The 21,923-nt window shown below is 55.2% G+C and carries 27 protein-coding genes and 2 pseudogenes; 10 read left to right on the forward strand and 19 right to left on the reverse strand.

Annotated elements, in window-relative coordinates; genetic code table 11:
- Together Q7J88_RS15505 and Q7J88_RS14675 are read right to left on the reverse strand one after the other, a co-directional pair.
- The coding region (locus Q7J88_RS15505; protein ID WP_369682053.1) for a transposase at positions 1 to 215 on the reverse strand (215 nt) is incomplete at its 3' end.
- A 49-nt stretch (positions 216 to 264) separates the two neighbouring features.
- Positions 265 to 774, reverse strand: a complete 510-nt coding sequence (locus Q7J88_RS14675) for a SprT-like domain-containing protein (protein WP_303722986.1) — start codon at positions 772 to 774, stop codon at positions 265 to 267.
- Positions 775 to 853: 79 nt separating this feature from the next.
- Between Q7J88_RS14675 and Q7J88_RS14680 the strand changes: the two genes are divergently transcribed.
- The gene (locus Q7J88_RS14680; protein WP_303722987.1) at positions 854 to 1,798 is read left to right on the forward strand and encodes a rhomboid family intramembrane serine protease; all 945 of its coding nucleotides are present in this window, start codon (positions 854 to 856) and stop codon (positions 1,796 to 1,798) included.
- Positions 1,799 to 1,800: 2 nt separating this feature from the next.
- On the opposite strand, the gene Q7J88_RS14685 is transcribed toward Q7J88_RS14680, so the two are convergent.
- Entirely contained in the window at positions 1,801 to 2,082 is a 282-nt protein-coding gene (locus Q7J88_RS14685; protein ID WP_303722988.1) for a hypothetical protein, read from the reverse strand.
- A 103-nt stretch (positions 2,083 to 2,185) separates the two neighbouring features.
- On the opposite strand from Q7J88_RS14685, the gene Q7J88_RS14690 reads away from it, so the two are divergent.
- The gene (locus tag Q7J88_RS14690; RefSeq protein ID WP_303722989.1) at positions 2,186 to 2,677 is read left to right on the forward strand and encodes a DUF3365 domain-containing protein; all 492 of its coding nucleotides are present in this window, start codon (positions 2,186 to 2,188) and stop codon (positions 2,675 to 2,677) included.
- A gap of 190 nt (positions 2,678 to 2,867) precedes the next feature.
- Here the strand turns inward: Q7J88_RS14690 and Q7J88_RS15510 are convergent, their stop codons facing one another.
- The 6 genes and pseudogenes from Q7J88_RS15510 to Q7J88_RS14715 form a co-directional block, all read right to left on the reverse strand.
- Positions 2,868 to 2,987, reverse strand: coding sequence for a hypothetical protein (locus Q7J88_RS15510; RefSeq protein WP_369682054.1), 120 nt, complete (start codon positions 2,985 to 2,987; stop codon positions 2,868 to 2,870).
- Positions 2,936 to 3,949 (reverse strand): DNA polymerase IV, encoded by a 1,014-nt coding sequence (dinB, locus tag Q7J88_RS14695; protein WP_303722990.1) that lies wholly within the window; start codon positions 3,947 to 3,949, stop codon positions 2,936 to 2,938. The genes Q7J88_RS15510 and dinB overlap by 52 nt, the downstream gene beginning before the upstream one ends.
- A gap of 11 nt (positions 3,950 to 3,960) precedes the next feature.
- Positions 3,961 to 5,406: an RtcB family protein gene (locus Q7J88_RS14700; RefSeq protein ID WP_303722991.1), complete on the reverse strand. Its 1,446-nt coding sequence runs from the start codon at positions 5,404 to 5,406 to the stop codon at positions 3,961 to 3,963.
- Positions 5,407 to 5,420: 14 nt separating this feature from the next.
- Positions 5,421 to 5,834 carry an archease gene (locus tag Q7J88_RS14705; protein WP_303722992.1) on the reverse strand — a complete coding sequence of 138 codons (414 nt, stop codon included), beginning with the start codon at positions 5,832 to 5,834 and terminating at the stop codon, positions 5,421 to 5,423.
- A gap of 4 nt (positions 5,835 to 5,838) precedes the next feature.
- Positions 5,839 to 6,129, reverse strand: a pseudogene (locus Q7J88_RS14710) (ArsC family (seleno)protein); the annotation flags it as partial.
- A gap of 179 nt (positions 6,130 to 6,308) precedes the next feature.
- Entirely contained in the window at positions 6,309 to 6,734 is a 426-nt protein-coding gene (locus Q7J88_RS14715; protein ID WP_303722993.1) for a peptidylprolyl isomerase, read from the reverse strand.
- A gap of 269 nt (positions 6,735 to 7,003) precedes the next feature.
- On the opposite strand from Q7J88_RS14715, the gene Q7J88_RS14720 reads away from it, so the two are divergent.
- Positions 7,004 to 7,162, forward strand: a complete 159-nt coding sequence (locus Q7J88_RS14720; RefSeq protein WP_303722994.1) for a hypothetical protein — start codon at positions 7,004 to 7,006, stop codon at positions 7,160 to 7,162.
- A gap of 134 nt (positions 7,163 to 7,296) precedes the next feature.
- Here Q7J88_RS14720 and Q7J88_RS14725 read toward each other — a convergent pair whose 3' ends face one another.
- The 3 genes and pseudogenes from Q7J88_RS14725 to Q7J88_RS14740 form a co-directional block, all read right to left on the reverse strand.
- Positions 7,297 to 7,440 (reverse strand): hypothetical protein, encoded by a 144-nt coding sequence (locus Q7J88_RS14725; RefSeq protein WP_303722995.1) that lies wholly within the window; start codon positions 7,438 to 7,440, stop codon positions 7,297 to 7,299.
- A 282-nt stretch (positions 7,441 to 7,722) separates the two neighbouring features.
- A pseudogene (locus tag Q7J88_RS15515) lies at positions 7,723 to 8,567 on the reverse strand (zinc metalloprotease HtpX).
- 269 nt (positions 8,568 to 8,836) lie between these two features.
- A complete protein-coding gene (locus tag Q7J88_RS14740) occupies positions 8,837 to 9,529 on the reverse strand; it encodes a hypothetical protein (RefSeq protein ID WP_303722998.1) in 693 nt (230 codons plus the stop codon).
- A gap of 121 nt (positions 9,530 to 9,650) precedes the next feature.
- Here Q7J88_RS14740 and Q7J88_RS14745 point away from each other — a divergent pair, with 121 nt between their 5' ends.
- A complete protein-coding gene (locus tag Q7J88_RS14745; RefSeq protein WP_303722999.1) occupies positions 9,651 to 9,821 on the forward strand; it encodes a hypothetical protein in 171 nt (56 codons plus the stop codon).
- On the opposite strand, the gene nfi is transcribed toward Q7J88_RS14745, so the two are convergent.
- Positions 9,813 to 10,511, reverse strand: coding sequence for a deoxyribonuclease V (nfi, locus tag Q7J88_RS14750; RefSeq protein ID WP_303723000.1), 699 nt, complete (start codon positions 10,509 to 10,511; stop codon positions 9,813 to 9,815). The two genes, Q7J88_RS14745 and nfi, sit on opposite strands and share 9 nt — an antisense overlap.
- Before the next feature lie 73 nt (positions 10,512 to 10,584).
- Here nfi and Q7J88_RS14755 point away from each other — a divergent pair, with 73 nt between their 5' ends.
- The gene (locus Q7J88_RS14755) at positions 10,585 to 11,103 is read left to right on the forward strand and encodes an O-acetyl-ADP-ribose deacetylase (RefSeq protein ID WP_303723001.1); all 519 of its coding nucleotides are present in this window, start codon (positions 10,585 to 10,587) and stop codon (positions 11,101 to 11,103) included.
- On the opposite strand, the gene Q7J88_RS14760 is transcribed toward Q7J88_RS14755, so the two are convergent.
- The 6 genes from Q7J88_RS14760 to Q7J88_RS14785 all read right to left on the reverse strand — a co-directional run bounded on the left by Q7J88_RS14760 (position 11,100) and on the right by Q7J88_RS14785 (position 16,604).
- On the reverse strand, positions 11,100 to 11,624 hold the full coding sequence (locus Q7J88_RS14760; protein WP_303723002.1) for a nitroreductase family protein: 525 nt from the start codon (positions 11,622 to 11,624) through the stop codon (positions 11,100 to 11,102). The genes Q7J88_RS14755 and Q7J88_RS14760 overlap by 4 nt on opposite strands.
- Positions 11,625 to 11,738: 114 nt before the next feature.
- Positions 11,739 to 12,206, reverse strand: a complete 468-nt coding sequence (locus tag Q7J88_RS14765) for a YbaK/EbsC family protein (RefSeq protein ID WP_303723003.1) — start codon at positions 12,204 to 12,206, stop codon at positions 11,739 to 11,741.
- Between the two features lie 3 nt (positions 12,207 to 12,209).
- A complete protein-coding gene (locus tag Q7J88_RS14770) occupies positions 12,210 to 13,484 on the reverse strand; it encodes a lipopolysaccharide assembly protein LapB (RefSeq protein ID WP_303723004.1) in 1,275 nt (424 codons plus the stop codon).
- A gap of 32 nt (positions 13,485 to 13,516) precedes the next feature.
- Positions 13,517 to 14,608: a phosphotransacetylase family protein gene (locus Q7J88_RS14775; protein WP_303723005.1), complete on the reverse strand. Its 1,092-nt coding sequence runs from the start codon at positions 14,606 to 14,608 to the stop codon at positions 13,517 to 13,519.
- A gap of 79 nt (positions 14,609 to 14,687) precedes the next feature.
- Positions 14,688 to 15,548 (reverse strand): HDOD domain-containing protein, encoded by an 861-nt coding sequence (locus tag Q7J88_RS14780; protein WP_303723006.1) that lies wholly within the window; start codon positions 15,546 to 15,548, stop codon positions 14,688 to 14,690.
- Positions 15,549 to 15,557: 9 nt separating this feature from the next.
- Entirely contained in the window at positions 15,558 to 16,604 is a 1,047-nt protein-coding gene (locus tag Q7J88_RS14785) for a low specificity L-threonine aldolase (RefSeq protein ID WP_303723007.1), read from the reverse strand.
- Positions 16,605 to 16,824: 220 nt separating this feature from the next.
- Here Q7J88_RS14785 and Q7J88_RS14790 point away from each other — a divergent pair, with 220 nt between their 5' ends.
- From Q7J88_RS14790 to Q7J88_RS14810, 5 genes are read left to right on the forward strand one after another with little or no spacing between them, the layout of a single operon-like run.
- On the forward strand, positions 16,825 to 17,403 hold the full coding sequence (locus Q7J88_RS14790) for a helix-turn-helix domain-containing protein (protein WP_303723008.1): 579 nt from the start codon (positions 16,825 to 16,827) through the stop codon (positions 17,401 to 17,403).
- A gap of 9 nt (positions 17,404 to 17,412) precedes the next feature.
- The gene (locus Q7J88_RS14795; protein WP_303723009.1) at positions 17,413 to 19,068 is read left to right on the forward strand and encodes an AMP-binding protein; all 1,656 of its coding nucleotides are present in this window, start codon (positions 17,413 to 17,415) and stop codon (positions 19,066 to 19,068) included.
- A 4-nt stretch (positions 19,069 to 19,072) separates the two neighbouring features.
- Positions 19,073 to 19,291, forward strand: a complete 219-nt coding sequence (locus Q7J88_RS14800) for a ferredoxin family protein (protein WP_303723010.1) — start codon at positions 19,073 to 19,075, stop codon at positions 19,289 to 19,291.
- A 24-nt stretch (positions 19,292 to 19,315) separates the two neighbouring features.
- A complete protein-coding gene (gene vorB / locus Q7J88_RS14805) occupies positions 19,316 to 20,368 on the forward strand; it encodes a 3-methyl-2-oxobutanoate dehydrogenase subunit VorB (RefSeq protein WP_303723011.1) in 1,053 nt (350 codons plus the stop codon).
- A complete protein-coding gene (locus tag Q7J88_RS14810) occupies positions 20,365 to 21,780 on the forward strand; it encodes a 2-oxoacid:acceptor oxidoreductase family protein (protein WP_303723012.1) in 1,416 nt (471 codons plus the stop codon). Before vorB ends, Q7J88_RS14810 begins: the two co-directional genes overlap by 4 nt.
- The last annotated feature ends 143 nt before the right edge of the window (positions 21,781 to 21,923 follow it).

The following is a 21,923-nucleotide window of genomic DNA, read 5'->3' on the forward strand; positions in this document are numbered from 1 at the left end:
TCCTGCTCAATAATCTCAACACCGAATTTCTCGGCCACGGAAAGGTTGATTTCCTTAAGGCGAGAAGAAATGTTGTCGCTGAAGACCTTTTTTCTGTACTTGACGCATGCGACATAGTGGAACTGAAGACTGTATACCGAATGTACACCCTTGTCTGTTCTGTATCTCATGTTTATATAATCAGGTAGAACTGAACATTTTACAACAAAAAACATTTTCGCCTTTCATCCCCCACCTTTCGGAAGGAGACTTCCCGGCGAAGTGTTAAAGCAGCCGCAAAGGCCCGCCGCAAGAGGGGTGAACATACTTGCGCCCCTGATTCAGGCGCCTTACCCGGTGAAACTCGGCACCGCAATTTTGACAGACCGCTACCAGTTTGAGCCGTTGCCGATGCAACTGGTCGAGCGCCTCGCTGCGGCCGCAGCTTTTCACCGAGGTTCCGAGCGCTTTTGCCCAAGCCTGCCAGCTCGGCCCATGGGCACGCCGGAAGCGAATGGCAAATCGTGTGCTAAAATGATCACAGGCATGTGCGATCTCGTGCAGCAGGGTCTGTTTGAGGTTCTCCGGCTCCTGAGCGAACTGCAACCGGATGCAGAACGGCCGACCGTTCCGCGTGACGTAGCTGCCTAAGCGGCGGGTCGCCCGGCTACGCTGTATCGGCAAGGTAGCCAACCGATCAATCAGCCGCCTGCTTTTGCGCCCGGAAAAACAGTGAATATTTTCACAAATTTCTTCCCAAAGCCCTAACTCTTGGGCAAGACTGGCAACAGTCATAAAATTCCGCTACAAATAAGGAAAATGAGAAAATCCCGTTCGTTGACGTTCATCCTGAAATCATTTGCGAAGATAAGTCATGCTCGAAAAAAACTCAATCTCCATCGATCAGCTCGATTGGGTTGCCATTCCGATTCAACTGACAGATGGCCTGCAAAACCGCCCGCTGTCAAAGCGTCAGCTACGCATCTGGACCCTGGTGCTGCAGGCCCGGCAGATCCCCTGCCACAGTCAACGGCTGGAACACGGCTGGCTGCTGCTGGTGCCGACGCGCAGCTACCAGCAGGCGCTCGATGAATTGCAGGCATACGAAAAAGCCAACCGGAACTGGCCACCCCCGTTACCAGAACTCCCCCCGCAGCAGGATAACACCGTCACCACCATCTGGGTGTTGATCGCCCTCGCCCTATTCCATGTTTTGACGCAGAAACAGATCGATCTGCTCGGCCACTCACCGGTCAACTGGTACCAACTCGGCAATGCTGCTGCCGATCAGATTCTCGCCGGCCAGTGGTGGCGCGTAGTCACTGCCCTGACCCTGCATTCGGGTGGCATACACCTGGCCGGCAATATCATCATAGGCGGAATCTTCGTCAATCGTATCTGTCGGGATCTCGGGGCCGGCCTCGGTTGGAGCCTGGTGCTTGCCAGCGGCGCCAGCGGCAACCTGCTCAACGCCTTGATGCAAACCCCGGCCCATCGCTCGATCGGCGCCTCCACGGCGGTTTTCGGTGCTGTCGGATTACTGGCGACGATCAATATGCTGCGCTACCGAACCAGTTTACGTCACCGCTGGCCAATCCCACTTGCCGCAGCGCTCGCCCTGCTCGCCCTTCTCGGCGTCGGTGGAGAAAACACCGATATCGGCGCTCACCTTTTCGGTTTCGCCAGTGGCATTGCCCTCGGTTTGCTGGCTGCACTTTACCTGGACAAACGCCCCCCTCTTTCCCGGCGTTGGCAACGGGTTCTCGCTCTTGTCACGCTCTGCATAACAATTTTCTGCTGGTTTCTGGCACTTCGCTGACACTATCGGCAACCTACTTCCGCTTGTTTCCTACCACAAAATTTAAATGTTTCACAAAATACCATATTGTTGTTATTTATTGACAACGAAGGGAGAAAATGACCAGTCAACGACATTTTCTGCTGTTTGCCGTTATCCTCGCCCTGCTCAGGAGCTTTATCCTCTTCCTCTCTTAGGGAGCCGCCCGCTCGCACGAAAAAGATAATTCCATTTCCCTGGCCAATAAGGAAGCCTACACCGCCTGCTACAAAGACCTGGCGTTTCGCCACTGGGCTGCCGATCACGATGGGGTCTATGTGCCGGTTTCAGAAAAAACTCCGCCCACCCCCTACCTGAGCCATGTTCCCACCCGGGATATTTAACCCCCAACTGGAAAAACTGACCCTGATGAACCCGGCCTACATACTCCGGCAGATGATGTCCGATTATGAAAAGATGTATGGAACCAAAGGGATTATCACCGGCCTCAAGCAGCTGAATCCGATCAACAAACCGGATGCCTGGGGCGAAAACGCCCTGAAGGCACTGGAAAATCCAGAGATGAATGAGTTTTTTGAGGTCAAAACAGAGCCTGAAGGCACCTTTCTGCAACTGATCAGGCCAATGCACACCCAAGAAAGCTGCCTTAAATGCCACGCCATTCAGGGCTATAAAGTTGGCGACTTAGGCGGCGGGATCGGTGTCAGGGTAGCAATGGGAAGCTACCTGGATCTGGAACGGGAGACCCTTGATAACATTCGCAAGATGCTGATCATTTTTTGGCTTGCGGGCATGATCGCGATAGCGCTCTTCACCTTTTGGGGGCATAACCGGATCGTCAATGCAAACGCCATGCAACAGCAACTCATTCTTTCAAACAACAACTTCAGTAAAGTCTAGCCGAAATCAAAACGCTGCACGGGATATTGCCGATCTGCTCCTACTGTAAAAAATTCGGGATGACGAAGGAAGATGGAAACAGCTGGAAACCTATCCTCGCTCTCATTCGGAAGCAAGCTTTTCCCACGGCATCTGTCCCGAATGTTTCGAAAAGGAGAAAAAGAAACTTTCAGAAAGCTAAATAGAGCGATTATGGGAACGGCAGCTCCAACTGTAAAGGCTCTTCAGCAGGGAGGTCGCTGGTCAAGCCGGAAATCGTCAACCCCAGCAGCCGCACTGGTCGCTCCCCCGCTTCGGTTTTATCCAACAATTCTTCTGCCAGACACAGCATTTCAGCCGCCTGTTCGATCGGTTCATCCGAGTGAACGCCCTCGTTACCGTCTGGAAATCGGCATATTTCACCTTCAATGTCAGGGTCAGCCCACTGGTTTCCTTGGCCTGCAGCAGTCCCGCGACCCGCTCAGCCAAGTCGCCGATAATCGTCAGCATCTGGCCGCGATCAGCAATATCCTCCGACAGAGTCGTTTCCTTGCCGATCGACTTGCGCACTCGGTTTGGCTGCACCGGGCGCAGGTCGATCCCCCGGGCGATGCTGTAGTAATAACTACCTGCCTTGCCGAACAGTTGCTGCAGCTCTGCCAGCGAATGCCGCTTCAGATCTGCACCGGTCAGAATGCCCCGCTGCTGCATTTTCTTCTCGGTCACCCGGCCAATGCCATGAAAACGGCGCACCGGCAGACTGTCGATAACACCTTGCGCCTGCTCGGGCGTCACGACCGTCAAGCCATCCGGCTTCTTCATATCGGAAGCGAGCTTAGCGAGAAACTTGTTGTAGGAGACGCCCGCAGAAGCGGTCAGCCGAGTAGTCTGCCGGATTTTCTGCCGAATTTCCTGCGCCACCCAGGTGGCCGACTGAATGCCCGGCTTGTTCCCTGTAACATCGAGGTAGGCTTCATCAAGGGAAAGCGGCTCGACTAGGTCGGTGTATTGATGGAAGATCTCGCGGATCTGCACTGATACTGTCCGGTAAGCGTCAAAACGTGGTCGAACGAAGATTGCCTGCGGACAAAGTCGGTAGGCGCGGGCACAGGACATGGCTGAATGGATCCCGAAGCGGCGCGCCTCGTAGGAGCAGGTCGCCACCACCCCACGTCCTCCTGGATCGCCACCAACGATCACCGGTTTGTGCCGCAGCTGAGGGTTGTCACGCTGTTCGACCGACGCATAAAAGGCGTCCATGTCGATGTGGATGATTTTGCGTTGGCCGGACATCGAAAATAAAACTACCCCTTAACCACCGCCAACGGCTTCAGCCGAGCGACGATCTTGCCGATCCCAGCCTGTTCGACCACCGAAACCACATCGAGCACATCCTTGTACGCTTCTGAAATCTCCTCGGCCACGGTTGCCCGCGACGAGGCACGCACAATAATCCCCCGCTCGGCCAGTTCCGCTTCGATCTGGCGCCCACGGGCAAGTTTTTTCGCCTTTTGCCGCGACAGCACCCGCCCCGCCCCGTGGCAAGTGGAGCCGAAAGTTTCACCAAAACCGGCTTCGGTCCCAACCAGAACGTAGGAATAGCGCCCCATATCGCCCGGAATCAACACCGGCTGCCCGATGCTTCGATAGAGGGCCGGGGTCTCCGGGTGGCCCGGCGGAAATGCTCGTGTAGCCCCTTTCCGATGTACACAAAGACGACGCTTTTTCCCCTGATAATGATGGGTTTCGAACTTGGCGATATTATGACAGACGTCGTAAATTGTCGAAATGCGCAAGTCAGACGGTCCTTTGCTCAGCACATGCTCGAAGCTCTCGCGCACCCAGGCGGTGATCAGTTGCCGATTGGCAAACGCGAAATTAGCCGCCGCAGCCATCGCCGCCAGATATTCTTTGCCTTCCGGGCTGCTCAGCGGGGCGCAACAGAGCTGTCGGTCGGGCAGTTCAATACCATACTTCTTCGCGGCACGTTGCATCAGCTTGAGGTGATCGTCGCAGACCTGGTAGCCCAGCCCACGGCTGCCGGTGTGGATGGAAACAACCACCTGCCCCGGAAACAGGCCAAGCAGGTTGGCCGCCTGCTCATCACCAATCTCCTCAACCAGCTCAATTTCCAGGAAATGGTTACCCGACCCCAAAGTGCCGAGCTGGTTCCTCCCCCGCTCCAGCGCTCGATCGGAGAGCAAACCCGGATCGGCACCTTCGATGGCTCCCCCCGCCTCAATATGCTCAAGATCTTCGGCGCTTCCGAAGCCATTTTCCACCGCCCAGGCCGCCCCTTTTTTCAGCACCTTACGTTCCTCGGGGACACTCAATTTCAGGTCGCGCCGGTGTGAACCGACCCCGGAAGGAATATTGCGGTAAAGCTCATTGGCCAACGCTTCGATCCGCGGCCTGACCTCTTCGACACTGAGTCCGGAACGCAGCAGACGTACCCCGCAGTTGATGTCGTAACCGACCCCGCCGGGAGAAACAACGCCATCGTTCTCGTCAAACGCGGCCACCCCGCCAATCGGAAAACCGTACCCCCAGTGGATGTCGGGCATGGCGATGGAGGGACCGACAATGCCGGGAAGGGTAGCGACATTGCAGACCTGTTCGAGCGCTTTCTCGCGGCGCAGGTCGCGCATCATCTGGCGGCTAGCAAACACCAGCCCGTCGGTACGCATCGCACCCTGCCGAGGAATCCGCCAACGGCAGCTATCAATCTGTTCAACCTTGATATCGTTCATCCAGCCGTTCCTTTTTAAAGATCGACAAACACCTGTGCTCGCCAGCCATCAGTGTGTTCTTCCACCTTGATCTGATGATAGGTGATCGCTTTAACCTCCCGCTCAATGTCTATTTTTGTCGGGTCGACAACCTCCCCACGGAGCCGGGCCAGCAGGTTCCGCTCATCGATGCTCTCGATATCGATCTCAGCCGCCAGGAACAGTTCCGACTCGAACAGGTAGAGCAGCTCGCTCAGCCAGTTGACCAGCAGCTCCTCGCGATCTTCGGCGGTAATGCTAACGCGCCTTTCCTGCTGCAGAGAAATCGCGGAAGAGGTGATCACTTGCCGCAACCCAAAAGCGGTCTGTTGAAAAAGGTCGGCGAGACTCTCCCCCGCTGCCTCTATCCCAATATCCGCAGTATGCTCCAGCAACCGGAACCGGGCCATCTAGCTATTTAACCCATTCTTGATAAAGGTCAAGATTGAACCCAATCACGTAATCGTTGCCAACTCGGTAGGTCGGTGCCCGCAGGTTGCCGCTCGGTCCCATGACGCTTTTTAACACCGCCTCTTTTTCATCGCTTACAGCTTCAAACCGCTGCACCTTCTTCCCCTTGGCAACGGCAATCGAATCGGCTCCCTTGACCAACTCCCACGCCTGATCCACATCGATCTTCTGTTTGCGTGCATCGACCACTTCTGCCGCTTCCACCTTCACATTCTCAAGAAACTCTTGAGCATTTTTACAAGAGGTTCACCCTTTGCGCAGATAGGCCCAATCGATCTTCATCAGCATCCTCCCAATCCTTTGGATTTGAACTCAATTAAGTCATTAATAGCATAAGTACTGCAAATAAAAACAGGCCCGCCCCCTTTTCAGGAGACGGACCTGTATTCTTGTCCAAACGTGGCTAAATCGGTTTAGAGAATCTCGACAAGTTCAAGGTCAAAATTGAGATCTTTGCCCGCCATCGGATGATTGGCGTCCATCACGACCCCTTCTTCGGAGACCTCTTTAACAACCAGGAACAATGGCTGGCCATCCGGGGTCTCGGCTTGAAATTGCTGGCCGACCTCCGGCGTTACACCTTCGGCGAACTGGCTTTGATCGGTAGTGAAAACCATCTCTGGATTATAAGGGCCGTAAGCTTCCACCTCCGGGATCCGCACCTTTTTCGATTCGCCGATTTCCATCCCCATGATCGCCTGATCGAAACCCGGAATCACCTGCCCGGCCCCCAGTTCAAACTCGAGCGGTTGTGCTTCGCGCGAGGAATCGAACACCTGACCGTCATCGAAAGTTCCGGTGTAATGTACTTTGACTTTGTTTCCTGCTTCTGCAGCCATGAATTTCTCCTGAATGAATCCGTAAAAAAGAAAGGACGATAAAAATCGTCCAAAGCTAATTACCTCTTTACAGCAGACTTACATTGCTGGGCGATAAAATCAACCCATAAAGGGCGAATAAATTGACAATATCCAGAATGTGCTGATATGACTGGCCAACCAACAACGAGGCTAAATAAATTCAATTTCGCTAAAACAATTGCTGGTATTTGCACCTATCAATTGGTATAGTTTGACAGTTTTTGACAACAGTCGGAAAGGAGGAAAAAATGGTTAAGAATGAGGATCGGGAAAAGCGGATTGCCATCATGGCAATCAAGGAAAACACGCCGAAAAAAGTTGAAGCTGAAATTCTCAACCTGATTTCCAACGGCTACAAATTGAATGATTTGCGTAAATCGGGCTATTCAGAGCACCTAGCCAGGTAAACCGTATTTTAAGCAGTGGGATTTAGTCTGAAAACATATAGGGCCACTTGATCAAACGATTAAGTGGCCCATGTTTTTACCCAATCTTTTCCAAACTGAAGCTTGCGCCTGCTCAAACCTTTCGTTCCGGACGTTTACCAGAGCTTCCGGTCATTGCGGGTATGCAGTGAAAGCCAACGCAACGAGCGACGGCTGCGGAGGGAGAGACGGATTGCTTCCGGCTCATGATGAAAAAACCCGCACGCCGCATCAACAATCGCACGATACACATTCTTCATAGCGACACCTTTCTACCTGCTGAAAATGACTTGTCCTTGATCTGACAAGCCAATCGGAACAAAGAACTAAAAAGGCAAAGCCTGTGCCAATCTAGCCGCCAATTCTTCCTGGCAATAATTTCACTAGGTTACCCGTCAGCAATACGTTTGCAGGGGCCGGAACATAACCATTTTGGTTATTTGGCCAGTTTAATTTTGGTGCTTTGCCGAGTCTGACAAGATACTCTCCGGGCGTCATCGAGTGTCCGCTGGCGCTCATGGACAAACCATTACCCGACAATCTCAGTAATTCATTGCCTCCAGGTGCTCAACCCGCTCTTCGACCGGCGGGTGGGTTGAGAACAGTTTCAGCATCGAACCAGAAGGCAGTGGGTTGACGATGAACATATGCGAGGTTTCCGGTGTCGCGTCCTGCATCGGCCGAATGTGAACGTCGTTGTGCAGCTTGCGCAATGCGCTTGCCAGCGCCTGTGGCTTGCCGTAAATCTTGGCTCCCGAGGCATCGGCGAGAATCTCGCGAGAGCGGGAAACCGCCATCTGGATCAGCAGCGCCGCCAGCGAGGCGATAAAGGCCAACACCAACCCGCCGAGCAGACCGCCACCCTCGTCCTCATCGCCCTGGCCACCGCCGAAAATTGCCGACCACTGCAGCATATTGCCAAGCATGCCGATCGCCCCGGCAAAGGTCGCGGCAACGGTAAAAATCAGCGTGTCGCGGTTCTGCACATGGGTCAGTTCGTGAGCCATACCCCCCTCCGCTCTGCAGCAGTAAGCATCCGCATGATCCTTTCGGTGGCTGCTACTGCTGCGTTCTGCGGATTGCGGCCGGTGGCGGACGCATTCGAAGTTTCGGTCGGGAGAACGTAAACCTTCGGCATCGGTAACTGCGCCCGCTGCGTAAGCCGCACAACCATGCCGTAGAATTCTGGACAATCAGCAGACGTAACTTCTTCGGCGCGGTACATCTTGAGGACGATCTTGTCTGAATACCAGTAGCTGAAGAAGTTTATTGCGCCGGCAATGACAAAAGCGATCAGCATTCCGGAATGGCCGCCGATGGCGTTGCCCATAGCGACCAGACGTAGGGTGAGACAGGTGAGTAAAAATGCGGTTTTGATTCGATTCATTTCTTTTACCTCCGAAAATTGGTGCCACAGGTAAAAGAAAAAGACCTTTACCTGCAGCATGGTTAAATGCTCTGGTAAAGGTCTTGCTGATTTCGACTTTGTGTCGTAACCCCGCGTCCGGGTGGTTCAGCCACCGTAATGGCGAATCGCGGGCCGGTGATTTCTCCCGCCGGTTGCTACTCCCCTTTGGAGATGAGAGATTAGGAGGTTTGTTTTCTTCTATCAATAGAAACCGGAGGTCGCCAGTACTATTTTCTGCCACTTCAGCTTTAAAAGCCGACCGGTAGAAAAACTGATGTCGCCGCGCTTTGCACAACCTGGTTGATGACCCGGTCCCATTTGGTTGCGGCGATCTGCGCCATCATATCCTGGTGTGCGATCAGCTTGCCGAACAGCCGTTCATAACTCAAATTCGGTTCTTCGGCCGCGAGGCTGTTGGTCAACAGCAGGGGCTGGCCTTCCGCATCGAGGCGGCTTTTTAAGCGCCAAACCAGCACTTCTATATTGCGAGCGCTGTTGTAGAATTTTTGCGGATCAAGGTTGTCGAGGAGAAAAAACTCCGACAGATCGTTGTAGGAGCTGCGAAGCATCGTAATCAGACCGACCATCAGCGGGAAAACCCGGTCGCTTTGATATCCTGGCTCAAGGGCCAACAAAATCCCCTCGACTCCGCGCTTATGTTCGATCTCCGCAAAATCGAGAGCGCGGTCGCTGCTGAACAGCTGCTCCAACCGAGTCTCCAAACTGGCCTGCGGCTGTTTTTCCAATTCGCGCGGGTTCCGTTTATACAGCTTGATTGCCAGTTCCTTGAGCAGCGCTTCAACTTGTTCGATATGCGCATCAGCCACCATATCGATATCCGACTTCATCAATTGAGCCAGTTTTGGCGACGAGCCATTACAACCGGGGAGGAAAAACAGCAGGAAGAGAATAACGAACGGTAGTTTTTTTTGTTGCAGCATGAAAACTTTTGGTGACGAAAAAGTGAACTTCGGCTAATCTGAGTTTTTATTTACTACCTTTTGGTTCTCCAAACAAGAGCAATTATCGGCAATATGTCATTTACCTAACGGGATATGTCCGATGCAGAAACAACAGCCACCCCATTGCGCCCTCTGCGGGGCACCGCTGAACGAACAGGAGCTGGAACAGTGCCACCAGCAGGCAGAGCGTTTTAACGGCCAGCTGCTCTGCTTTGCGCATCAACGTCGTTTCAGTGGCTGTCCCGGTTTGCGCAACCAGGGGCTACACTGAGCGCCCGGTTTCCACCATCAGCCGTTGTCGATTACTTGCCGCATGGGCTGCGCGAATCGGTTCCGGAAGGCGGTATCTGCCACAACAGGAGAGCGCCAACGCGGTCGCTCGTTCGACGCTGATCAAGTGCCCCGGCGATATGTAGAGCGGTTTGACCCCGTTGCGGCTGCGTAGAACAGTACCGATCGGATTCCCCTTTTTATCGAATAAGCGAGAAAAATCCCCCTTATTCTCCCCCACAGTAAAGTGTTCGCCGTAAAGGCGAGTCTTGGCGCAGCCGATGGTCGGCAGATCAAGCCAAAGCCCGAGATGTGCAGCCAGACCCAGTCGCCGCGGATGAGCGATTCCCTGCCCATCGACCAACAACAGGTCGGGAAGCTGCTGCAGCTTCTCCAGCGCCAGCAACACCACCGGCAGTTCGCGAAACGAGAGCAGGCCGGGGATATAAGGGAAATCAACCTCCAGAGAGGCGGTCACGGTTTCAAGCGGTCTGAAGTCAGGGTAGCTGAGCAGCACCACTGCGGCATGAAACAAGCGGGAACGAAACCGGCAGGAGACGTCAACCCCGGCGATGGTGGAAAGCTTTTCCGGTAGCCGGTCCTCACAGACGACCTGCCGGGTCAGCTCGCGCTGCAGCTCAATCGCGGCAGCGGAGTCGTGGGTCCAGTCATGCAAATGGGCAAACTTCATCTCTTTTCCGATGGCTGGAAATTGGGCCAAGCTTCGCTATATTTACCTGACACAGGGTTATCAGGAGGAGAAGATGACAGAACAGATTAAAATCATCCAAGGCGATATCACCCAGCTGAAGGTCGCGGCAATCGTCAATGCCGCCAACACCAGCTTACTCGGTGGCGGCGGCGTCGACGGGGCCATCCACCGCGCCGCCGGCCCCCAACTGCTGGAAGAATGTCGCGCACTGAACGGCTGCCCGACCGGCGAAGCGAAAATGACCGCCGGCTATCACCTTCCCGCCACCAAAGTTATCCACACCGTTGGCCCGGTCTGGCACGGCGGCAACCAGGGGGAGGCGGAGCTGCTGGCCAACTGCTACCGCAACAGCCTGCGGCTGGCCAAAGAGGAGCAACTGAGTTCGATCGCTTTCCCCTCGATCAGCACCGGGGTTTATCGCTATCCGATCGAACAGGCCTGTCGGATCGCGCTGAGCGAAACTCTGGCCTTTCTTCAGCAACCGGGTTCGCTGCAGAAAGTTATTTTCTGCTGTTTCTCGGAGCAGGATCGCCAGTGTTATGAGACAATCCTGGCAGAGCTGATCGGTTAACCGAAATAACGGTTGCGATGAATTTTTTCGTTCAGCAATTCTGAGTGAGGATGGCCTGCTTTCTCCTCGTCCGGATAGCCCACGGCAATCACCATCGGCACCTCGATCCCTTCCGGCAGGCCGACCAGCTTGCGGACATATTCCGAAGCGTTCTCATCACCTTCATGCGGGCGCAGACGCAGCTGCGCCCAACAGCTCTTCAAGCCGAACTCTTCGGCCGCCAGTTGGACGATGATCGCCGCAATTGAGCTGTCCTCAATCCAGACATCCGATTTCTGCGGGTCAGCCGCAACGACTATCGCAAGAGGCGCAGTACTGAAGAATGATGTCCCGTGAGCCTTGGCGACGGCCAGCTTCTTCAGCAATGCAGAATCTTCAACCAGCACGAATTCACATGGCTGGAAATTCCGCGAAGTCGGTGCCCTCAGCAGCGCTTCACAGAGCAGCTCAACCTTTTCCGGTTCAACCGGCTGCGATTTGAATTTGCGGATGCTGCGCCGTTGACGTAACAAATCGAGCATGATGGTTACCTCCTCTACAATCTATGAAAGGCCCTGACACTGGGGGGAAAAGCGAGGGAAAAATGTTCTATTATCTCCGCTTATCAAGCATCCGGGTAAAAAACAAAAACCTGGTTAAAACGGCTCACACACTTCGACCGGCTGGCCTCCTGTCAATTGTTGCAACTGAGGGAAAGTGATCGGCACCGCGGAATAATCGTTGCCGGCGGCGGCATAAACCCGCGCAAAACGTTGCATCGAAATGTCGAGCAGCACCGGCAGCTGCTCCGGCAGCAGAAAAGGGCAAACACCGCCGGGCACATAACCGGTATGTTGCAGCACCTCCTCGGTCTGCGGCAGCTTGACCTTGCCGGAGAGGCCTGAGGCTTTTTTCAGCAGCGAACTTTTTACCTTCATATCGCCGCAGGTGACGACCGCCACCGGCTGTCCGCCGACCAGAAACAGTAATGTTTTGGCGATTTCCGCCGACTTACAACCAACCGCCGCGGCAGCGGTTTCACAGGTCGGTGTCGGCTGTTGATACTCCCAGACCTCAATCTGGTGTTCGACCAGATAGCTTTTAACCTCCTCGATGTTCGGCATCCGTTAAGCTTTCTGACTGGCCAGCAGCTGTTCGGCCTCCTGCTTCAACTCCGGGTCAAGCTGTGGGTCGTGAACAACTTTGTTCAACAGCTCCAGCCCCTCTTTGGTCCAGTTGCGAGCCATGTACGTCTGGGCGGCGCGCAGCTGCCAACGTGGGTTCTGCGGGTCCTGGCGGCAGGCGGCATTGAAAGTGTCGAGCAGCTTGCCTAGGTCCCGTTTCTGGCGCAGTAAGAACTCGGCCAGTGGAAGACTCATCCCGCCGCCCCCACCGCAACCACCGCCAGACGGAATACGCCGCAGAACTGTCTCGGCCTCTTCCATCTCCCCGGCCTGCTCCAGCAAGGATGCCGCGAGCTGCAAAAAGTTCGGATCGATAACCCCGAGCGCCAGCGCTTGGCGAGCATGTGTCAATGCCTGTCCCTGCTGCTGTTGCTGCAACCTCACCAACACTAGCTGAACATGACAGAAAGCCGGATCCTGCCCCTGCTCCAACATTTGCTCCAACCGGTTCATCGCCGCCTCGGCATCGCCAAGCGAAACCAACACCTGAATCAGCATCTCGGAAGCGGGAAGCAACCCGGGCGCTAGCTGCAGGGCTTTTTCCAAGTTCTTGCAGGCCTGCTTTACCTGTCCAACGCGAGCCTGGGCGGCACCGAGTTCGAACCAGTACAGCTCGTCCTGTTCAATCGGCGGAACCTGCTGCCAGTGCGCTAACGCGACATCATCCTGACCGGAGTGGGAAAGCAGAAACGCTTGCAGGAACTGCTCCCCCTTCTGCTGGTAGCGCTCTGCAATCTGCGGCGGGTAGGAGGTCAGAATCAACTCCAGTTGACTTTCATGGTCAGGAAACTCGATGTCATCACTGCTGAGAGGTTCCATCACCTGCGGGCCACAACTCGAGCATGAGCCGCTATGCTTGTGTCCAATCGCAGCCTGTTCCGGCGGCTCAACGGTCGGGGCAAGCAGAGCGGCCGCCTCGATCTCTTTGCGCAGCTCGACACTGCAGACTTGCGCGAGAGCCAACTCCAAATGTTCAACAGCGCGCTTCTCTTCGCCAGCGCGCTGGTAACCGAGCGCTTCATCCAGGTTGAGCCGTGCCAGCCCATCCCCTGCGGCAGCCTTCAGTTGCTTCACTTCCTCCAGTTCCTCGTCTGCCAACGGCTTCTCCAGCAGTTCCTCCACCATCACCCTGGCATCGGCAAAACGCTTCTGCTCCATCGCCTTACGCAGTCCATCAATAGTTGGGCCGCCCCCAAATAACTTACTTAAAAATCCCATAAATATGATCCTTAACCTGTCAGAACATAAACTTAAAAGAGGGAGTCGATCGTTGCGAAATCGAGCTCCGTTTCCGCCAAGCGCTGCACCAAACCGATTTTCTGATAATCATCGGTACGAATTTTAGCAACATCCGCCTGGATCGCAGTGTAAACCTCCGCAGAGGTCTGGGTCGATCTCATATAGGGGATCTCGGCATCGTCAAGAACCCGCTGCACGATATCGGCAACCGGCGCAACACCGGTGATAATCAAGCCGGCGATCTTGTCCTTGAACTCCGGCAGATGGTAAAGGGTCGCCAGCATCACAAGCACCTCGTCACGGCTGCTGGTGACGATCACCAGCGTCGATTCGAGCAGTTTGTCGACCACCCGTTGGGTCGAAGCGGCCCCCAGCTGTACATTCAGCACAATCCGGCTACCCAGCTTCTGGTCGGCATTCAGTTTCAGCTTCAGCATCGACGACAGATAGCGCAGTGTTGGGTTGGCGAGGATCGGCGAATAGTTGAAACCACCGACCACCTTGATGCCCCGGTCGCGAAACGCCAGATCGAGATAATGCAGAATCATCTCCCGCTTGGAATGGAGCAGCTTGTTCGGCAGGATCACCCGCACCTCGGCACCAGCCTCGCGAAATATTGCCAGATTCAGATGGATATCGTCGATGACGCTACCAATTCCGCCGCCAGCAACCATCAGCACCGGAGCATCAAGCCGTTTTGCAACATGCGCATTGCTCAGCCCGACCACCGAACCGACTCCGGAGTGGCCGGCCCCTTCGATGATCAGAAAGTCGCACTTCTTTTCCAATTCGATGACCGCCTGCTCAATCCGCTCAAGGTAATGGCTGGCATCAAGCCTTCCGTCAAGCACCTTGCGGGTGGTTTGCGAGTGCAGCACAACTGGCGACATCAGCGTCAGGTCATCCTCCATCCCGTAAACATTCGCCATCAAAGCGGCGTCGACATCAACATCCTGCCCCTGATAGTTGATCACTTTGGGACCGAACGGCTTGATAAATCCGACCCGTTTGTACTTTTTGCGCGCCAGATGCAACAGCGAGATGCTGGTGGTGGTCTTACCTGTGTTCTGCCCGGTGGAGGCGACAAAGATCTTCTTGCACATGACGGGCACCTTCGAAACAGAGTTGACGGGAAGAAAACAGCTGTGAAATTAGCACGGCAGTCGATGCCGCATCAAGGCCTCAAGACAGGAACAGGTTGCGCTCTTTAACGAAAAGCGGATAGAACTTGTCGAGAAGTTCATCAACTACCAGCATGTTGGCTTCCAGAGCCAAGACCCCTTTGTTGGCGGTTAGATCGATACCTTCATCAGGTTGTGAACGGCCGATTCCATAAAAACGGCAAAAGCCAGTCGCAATTGAGAGAATAGCGCAGAGCGTGTAGACCTCATACTCTTCTTCTGGGTCCAGCGTTTCGAAATCATGATGGTGCAGCGTGGCGTTAACGATACTCTCCGGATAATTCCAGTAGTCAAGCAGGGCCGCCCCGATCAATTCGTGTGAGTAGGCGAATAAGCCTTTCTCGACATCGCGCAGTTCCCCTTTACCAGCCTCGACGATCTGCACCACCTCTTTGTAAAGATCCTTGTTCCGGTTGACCATCAGCACTTTGCCGATATGATGCTGCAAACCGGTCAGATAGGCTTCGCTTTTGTCGATTTTGGTCAACCGATCGGCAATCATCCGGCAACCGACCGCACAGCCGATCGACATTTCCCACAGCCGCCGTTCCAGCACTCCGTAGGTTTTGTGAGCATTTCGCAGGCTGTACTCCATCGCCAGGTTCTTCAGGGCATCTTCGCCGATAACGATAATCGCCCGGTCGACCGAGTTGACCTGTTTTTGCTGCTCGTAGAAAGCCGAGTTGGCCATCCGCAGCAGCCTAGCTGAAATCACCGGATCAAGGGAAACAGCATTGGCCAACGCTTTGAGATGCAAATTGGGATCGCGCAACAGTTCGAGCAGTTTGGTCGCGACAATCGGTGATGGTGGCAATTCCCCCATGTTTTTAATAATCGAGTCAAAATCTCTAAAAGTACCCATCTTTCCCGTTTACCCCATTTGCAGCTCTGCGGCGACTTTCGTCAGTTCCGCACCAAAGCGGAGAATCTCTTCTTCGCAGGTTTGCCAGGAACACATAAACCGCGCATGCCCGGAACCGATGAAAGTATAAAAGTGCCAACCGCCAGCATGCAAGGCATCAATCAGTGCCTCTGGCATCTGCACAAAAACCGCGTTGGCCTGCACCGGGTGAACCAGTCTGATTTGCGGAACCGTCAACAACTTCTCCGCCAACAGTTTGGCGCATTTATTGGCGTGGGCAGCATTCTTCAACAATGCTCCCTGCTCCAGCATGCCGACCCAGGGGGCGGCTAGGTAGCGCATCTTCGACGCCAGCTGCCCGGCCTGTTTGCAGCGATAGTCAAACTCCTCGGCCAGCGTCTTGTCGAAAAAAACCACCGCTTCGCCGACCGGCATGCCGTTCTTGGTCCCACCGAAAGTCAGCACATCAACGCCAGCCTTCCAGGTCAGTTGTGCAGCTGGTACCTGAAGCGTGGCCAGCGCATTGGCAAAACGAGCACCGTCTACATGCAGTTTCAGCTGGTGCCTTCTCGCCAATTCACCAACCGCCTTCATTTCATCAACCGAGTAGAGGGTCCCTAGTTCGGTTGCCTGGGTGATACTGAGTACCTTGGGCTTCGGATAATGGATGTCACTACGCCGCTCTACCGTATGGGTCACCTCGTCAGGGTCTATCTTGCCATCCTCCCCTGATACCAGCAGCACCTTAGTGCCGTTGGAAAAAAATTCGACCGCTCCGCATTCGTCTGTTTCGACGTGCGCGGTGCCGTGACAGATAATACTGTGATAGGAGCGGCAGAGCGACGCCAAAGCGAGTGAATTTGCCGCGGTACCATTGAAGACGAAAAACACCTGGCAATCGGTCTCGAAAAAATCGCGCAACGCGTCGCAAGCTTTCGCCGTCCAGGGGTCGTCGCCATAAGAAGTGCTGTATCCGCCGTTTGCCGTCTGCAATGCCTGCCAAGCGTCCGGACAGATACCGCTGTAGTTGTCACTGGCAAACATATTTTTATCCATTTCCACTACCTCCATTAAAACAACATAACAAAGCAACCCATGATAGGTACACCGAAAAAAAGCCAGCAGAACAGTTTACTGAAATCAAAACAAAACACCATTGTCATTTGACTTCTACCTTGACGATTTTCAGCAGATCGGGCAGGTTATGACAACCTTTTTATTTTATTGGATATTGAGTGTTTTTCCAGTACCAATCACTGTCTGAAAAGGAGTTTACATGTCTGCCGCGAACAAAATCGGAGCCAAGGTCCGTCAACTGCGCGAAGCCAAGGAGATGAGCATCGAACAGTTGGCCGCGCAGAGCCTCTGCCACGCCGACCAGATCCGGCAGATCGAAGCGGGAGCCCTGATCCCCTCGCTGACCCCGCTGATGGAACTGTCGCGTGCTCTCGGCATCCGCCTCGGCACCCTCTTGGACGATGCCCCGCTGGAGAGCCCGGTCGTCTACCAGGTGCAGGAATCACCGAACGTAATCCGCTTTTCCGGAAAAGATCCGCAAGCCACCAGCAGCAACCTCGATTTCTACTCAATGGCGGCCGGGAAAAAGGATCGCCACATGGAGCCGTTCCTGATCGACGTCAAACCGGGCAGCGGTGACGCCCCGCCCCTCTCCGGGCACGAAGGGGAAGAGTTTATCTACGTTCTCTCTGGCGCGGTCCAGATTAACTACGGCAAAACTACTTATGAACTGGAAGCCGGCCAGAGTATCTATTACGACTCGGTGGTTCCCCACGATGTCCACGCCAAAGGTGACCAGACTGCAAAGATTCTCGCTGTCGTCTACGCTCCCTGTTAGGAGGTTCTGATGCCCTACACAGATAAGACCATCGGTGCCTTTTTTGAGAATCAGGTCAAGCGGCTGCCAGACCACGACTTTATCGTCTACCCCGACCGCAACCTGCGCTGGACCTTCAGTCAATTCAATGCGCGTGTCGACCAACTGGCAAAGGGGATGCTGACAATCGGTATCGGCAAGGGGGATCATGTCGGCATCTGGGCAACTAACGTTCCCGACTGGCTCACCTTCATGTTTGCGACTGCCAAAATCGGCGCGGTACTGGTGACCATCAACACCCACTACCGCAGCTTCGAGCTGGAATACCTGGTTAAACAGGCCGACCTTAAAGCGTTGGCGCTGATCGGGCAGTTCCGCGATCACGACTACCTGCAGACGGTCAACGAGCTGATCCCGGAGCTGAAGACCAGCCAGCGTGGTCAACTGAGAAGCGAAAAGTTCCCCGAATTGCGTAGCGTCATCTTCATCGGTCAGGAAAAACACCGAGGCCTGTACAACACCCGCGAGCTGTTGCTGCTCGGCGACCAGTCGGACAACAGGGAACTTGACTCGATCAAAAACTCGCTCAACGCGCATGAAGTCATCAACATGCAGTACACCTCCGGCACCACCGGGTTCCCGAAGGGAGTGCAGCTGAGCCACTACAACATCCTCAATAACGGCTACTATATCGGTGACCGGCAGAAACTCAGTGAGATCGACCGGATGTGCCTGCCGGTGCCACTGTTTCACTGTTTCGGCTGCGTGCTCGGGGTAATGGCAGCGCTGACCCACGGTACCACCCTAGTGCCGCTGGAGCTGTTCGATCCACTGCTGGTGCTGGCGGCGGTGCAGAAGGAAAAATGCACTGCGGTCTACGGCGTGCCAACCATGTTCATCGCGGAGCTGTCCCATTCGATGTTCGCGATGTTCGATATGAGTTCGCTGCGAACCGGAATCATGGCCGGCTCCCCCTGCCCGGAGGAGACAATGCGTCAGGTGATGAGCAAAATGCACTGCACCGACATCACCATCGCTTACGGGCTGACTGAGGCCTCGCCGGTCATCACCCAGACCCGCACTGATGACTCGGTCGCCCAGCGGACCGGCACTGTCGGTGCAGCGCTACCGGAGATTGAGGTCAAGCTGATCGATCCGGAAACCGGCAAAGAGGTCGGCATTGGTGAGCGAGGAGAACTCTGCTGCCGCGGCTACAACATTATGAAGGGCTACTACAACCTGCCGGAGCAAACCGCCGAAGCGATCGATGCCGATGGCTGGTTGCACTCCGGTGATCAGGCCGAGGTCGATGCCGATGGCTACTACAAAATCACTGGCCGGATCAAGGATATGATCATCCGTGGTGGAGAAAACATCTACCCGCGAGAAATAGAGGAATTCCTCTACACTATGGAGGGCATCCTCGACGTTCAGGTGGTCGGCATCCCGGACAAAAAATACGGCGAAGTGGTCGGCGCTTTCATCATCAAGAAGGATGGAGCAGATATCAGCGAAGAGGATGTCATCGACTTCACCCGCAACAAGATCGCTCCCTACAAAAAGCCGAAACATGTCATTTTCGTCGAGGCCTTCCCGATGACCGCCAGCGGCAAAATCCAGAAGTACAAGTTGCGCGAAATGGCAGCGGAACAACTCGGCATTAATGCCAATATATTCGATGAGTGAGGATATGGAAAAAGAACAACCGAAGGTGATTATCCACGAGGAGTTGTGCAAGGCCTGCGGACTCTGCATCATCCACTGCCCGAAGGACATCCTGGCGACCTCGGACAAGATCAACGAGCTCGGATACCCGGCCACCGTTGCCGCCAAGGAAGGCTGTATCGGCTGCGCCAACTGTTACCTGATCTGCCCGGAGCCGGGGGCAATTACCGTCATCAAACCATGAGAGGAATCGACAGGAGTATCTGTTTTGAAGAAACTGGTTAAAGGTAATGAGGCGGTGGTGATCGGCGCCCTCGTTGCCGGTTGCGACGCCTACTACGGCTACCCGATCACCCCTGCGAGTGAGATCGCTCAGTCCGCCAGCGAGTACTTTCTACCGCTAAACAAGGTTTTCGTTCAGGCCGAGTGCGAGATCGGCGCCATCAACATGGTGTTCGGTTCGGCCTCTTCCGGCCTGCGGGTAATGACCGCCAGCTCCGGCCCCGGTATCAGCCTGAAAATGGAGGGCGTCTCTTATCTGGCCGGCGCCCAGTTGCCCTGCGTCATAGTCGATGTGCAACGGGTCGGCCCCGGCCTCGGGAACATAGGTCCGGAGCAGAGTGACTACTTCCAGGTGGTCAAAGGGGGCGGGCACGGTGACTACCGCGCCATAGTGCTGGCACCAGCCTCGGTCGAGGAAACCTATCACATGACAATCAAGGCCTTCGACCTTGCCGACAAATGGCGCAGCCCGGTCTTTATCCTCACCGACGCCACGCTGGGACAGATGATGGAGCCGATCGACATCAAGGAAGAGCCGCACCACCGCACTAAAAAGCCGTGGGCGCTCGATACCTCCCCGGCAAGCAACGATAACCTGGTTACCTCCATCTACCTCGATTTTGACGACATGGAGGCACACATCAACAGACTGCATGCCAAGTACGCCGAGATCAGCGCGCAAGAGGCACAGGCCGAGGTTTACGGTGCTGACGTGCCGGATATTGTGCTGACCGGCTACGGCATCACCGGCCGGATGCTGCGCAGTGCCATCGACAGGCTGAACAAGCGCGGCATCGACGCCACCCTGATCCGGCCGCAGACCCTCTGGCCGTTCCCGAGCAAAACCTATCAGCAGGTCGTCGAGACGGGTGTACCGGTGCTGTCGGTCGAGCTGAGCTGCGGCCAGTTCGTCGAGGATGTCCGCCTGGCACTGCCGAGCAACAAGGTGACCCACTACGGTCGGGTCGGCGGCAACCTGCCGGAATTGAAAGAGCTGGTGGCACAAGCCGAGAAGTGTCTGCAGGAGTCGAAATCATGACCAAAGTATTCGAAAAATCCCCGGCGTTCTTCGACACCTTCACCCGCAAACCGGCGATGCAGAAGACCACCCACTATTGCCCCGGTTGCGGCCACGGCACCCTGCATAAGATTATCGCCGATCTGGTCGCTGAACTCGGTATCCAAGACCAGACCATCATCGTCGGCCCGGTCGGTTGCGGTGTCTTCATCTACTACTACTTCGAGAGCGCCAGCGTCTCAGCTCCGCACGGCCGCGCTTCGGCAGTGGCGACCGGCGTCAGCCGCGCCAACCCGGACAGCGTCACCATCTCCTACCAGGGGGACGGCGACCTGGCGGCGATCGGCACCAGCAACGCTATCCATGCCGCCAACCGCGGCGAGAACATGATCGTCTTTTTCGTCAACAACAACATCTACGGCATGACCGGCGGCCAGCTTGCGCCAACCACCCTGATCGACCAGGTTTCGACCACCTCACCGAGCGGCCGCAGCGTGCTCAACGAAGGTTATCCCCTACGCATGGCGGAAATGATCGCCGGGCTGGAAGCACCGGTGCTGTCGGCGCGGGTTGCGGTCAACTCACCAAAGAACGTCCGTCAGGCAATCAAGGTGATCCGCAAAGGGTTGGAGATTCAGCGCGACAAGAAGGGCTACGCCTTCGTCGAGGTGCTCTCGCAGTGTCCGACCAACTGGAAGAAGGATCCGAAGGAGGCCTGCGATTGGATAGACGAAGTCGTCTGCCAGCAGTACCCGCTCGGCGTACTGAAAGATCTCATCGAGGAGCGCGCGCCACAGCAGCGCAAATGCGAGCGGGTCGAGTTTGACGCTATCGCGGAACAGCTTAACCTGACCACCAGCGATGACAACGGCAAAGAGCAGATCGAACTGCTGCAGGACGAGCTGCGCTTCAAGTTCGCCGGCTTCGGCGGTCAGGGAATCCTCTCTTTGGGCATGATGTTTTCGCAGCTGTCGATGGAGCGCCACATGGAGGTCACCTGGCTGCCCTCTTACGGCCCAGAGATGCGCGGTGGAGTTGCAAACTGCTCGGTAGTGGTGAGCAAAAACGCCATCGGTAGTCCGGTAGTCGACCACCCGAACGTGCTGGTCGCCCTCAACCGCCCGTCGCTGGAAAAGTTCGGCCCGCTGGTACCGCAAGACGGCCTGATCATCTACAACAGCTCGTTGATCGATCAGATCCCGGACGACCTGCAAGGCAAAGTGTACGCCCTGCCGGCGACCGATCTGGCCTCAACAGCAGGGACGGTCAAAGCAGCAAACGTCATTGTCTTAGGCTTTATTGCTCAAAAAACAGGAATGTTCAAACTTGATGATCTCGAATCTTTTTTAACCAATACCTTTAAAAAGCCAGCCTTGCTGGAGATCAACCGGAAAGCGGTTCAGGCAGGTTGGCGAGCCGCTGAGCAAATCTGAACAATCGAGTAGGGTGAGGTGGGTTGATCAATACCCACCTCATCCCTCTCACAGAACCGTGCGTACGGGCCTCGTACACGGCTCCTGTCCATCCTCCCTCAATCACGCTGAGACAGGCGGGGTCTACAACGCTCCCTCCCCTG

The organism is Malonomonas rubra, assembly GCF_003247215.1.
Lineage (GTDB): Bacteria > Desulfobacterota > Desulfuromonadia > Desulfuromonadales > Geopsychrobacteraceae > Malonomonas > Malonomonas rubra_A.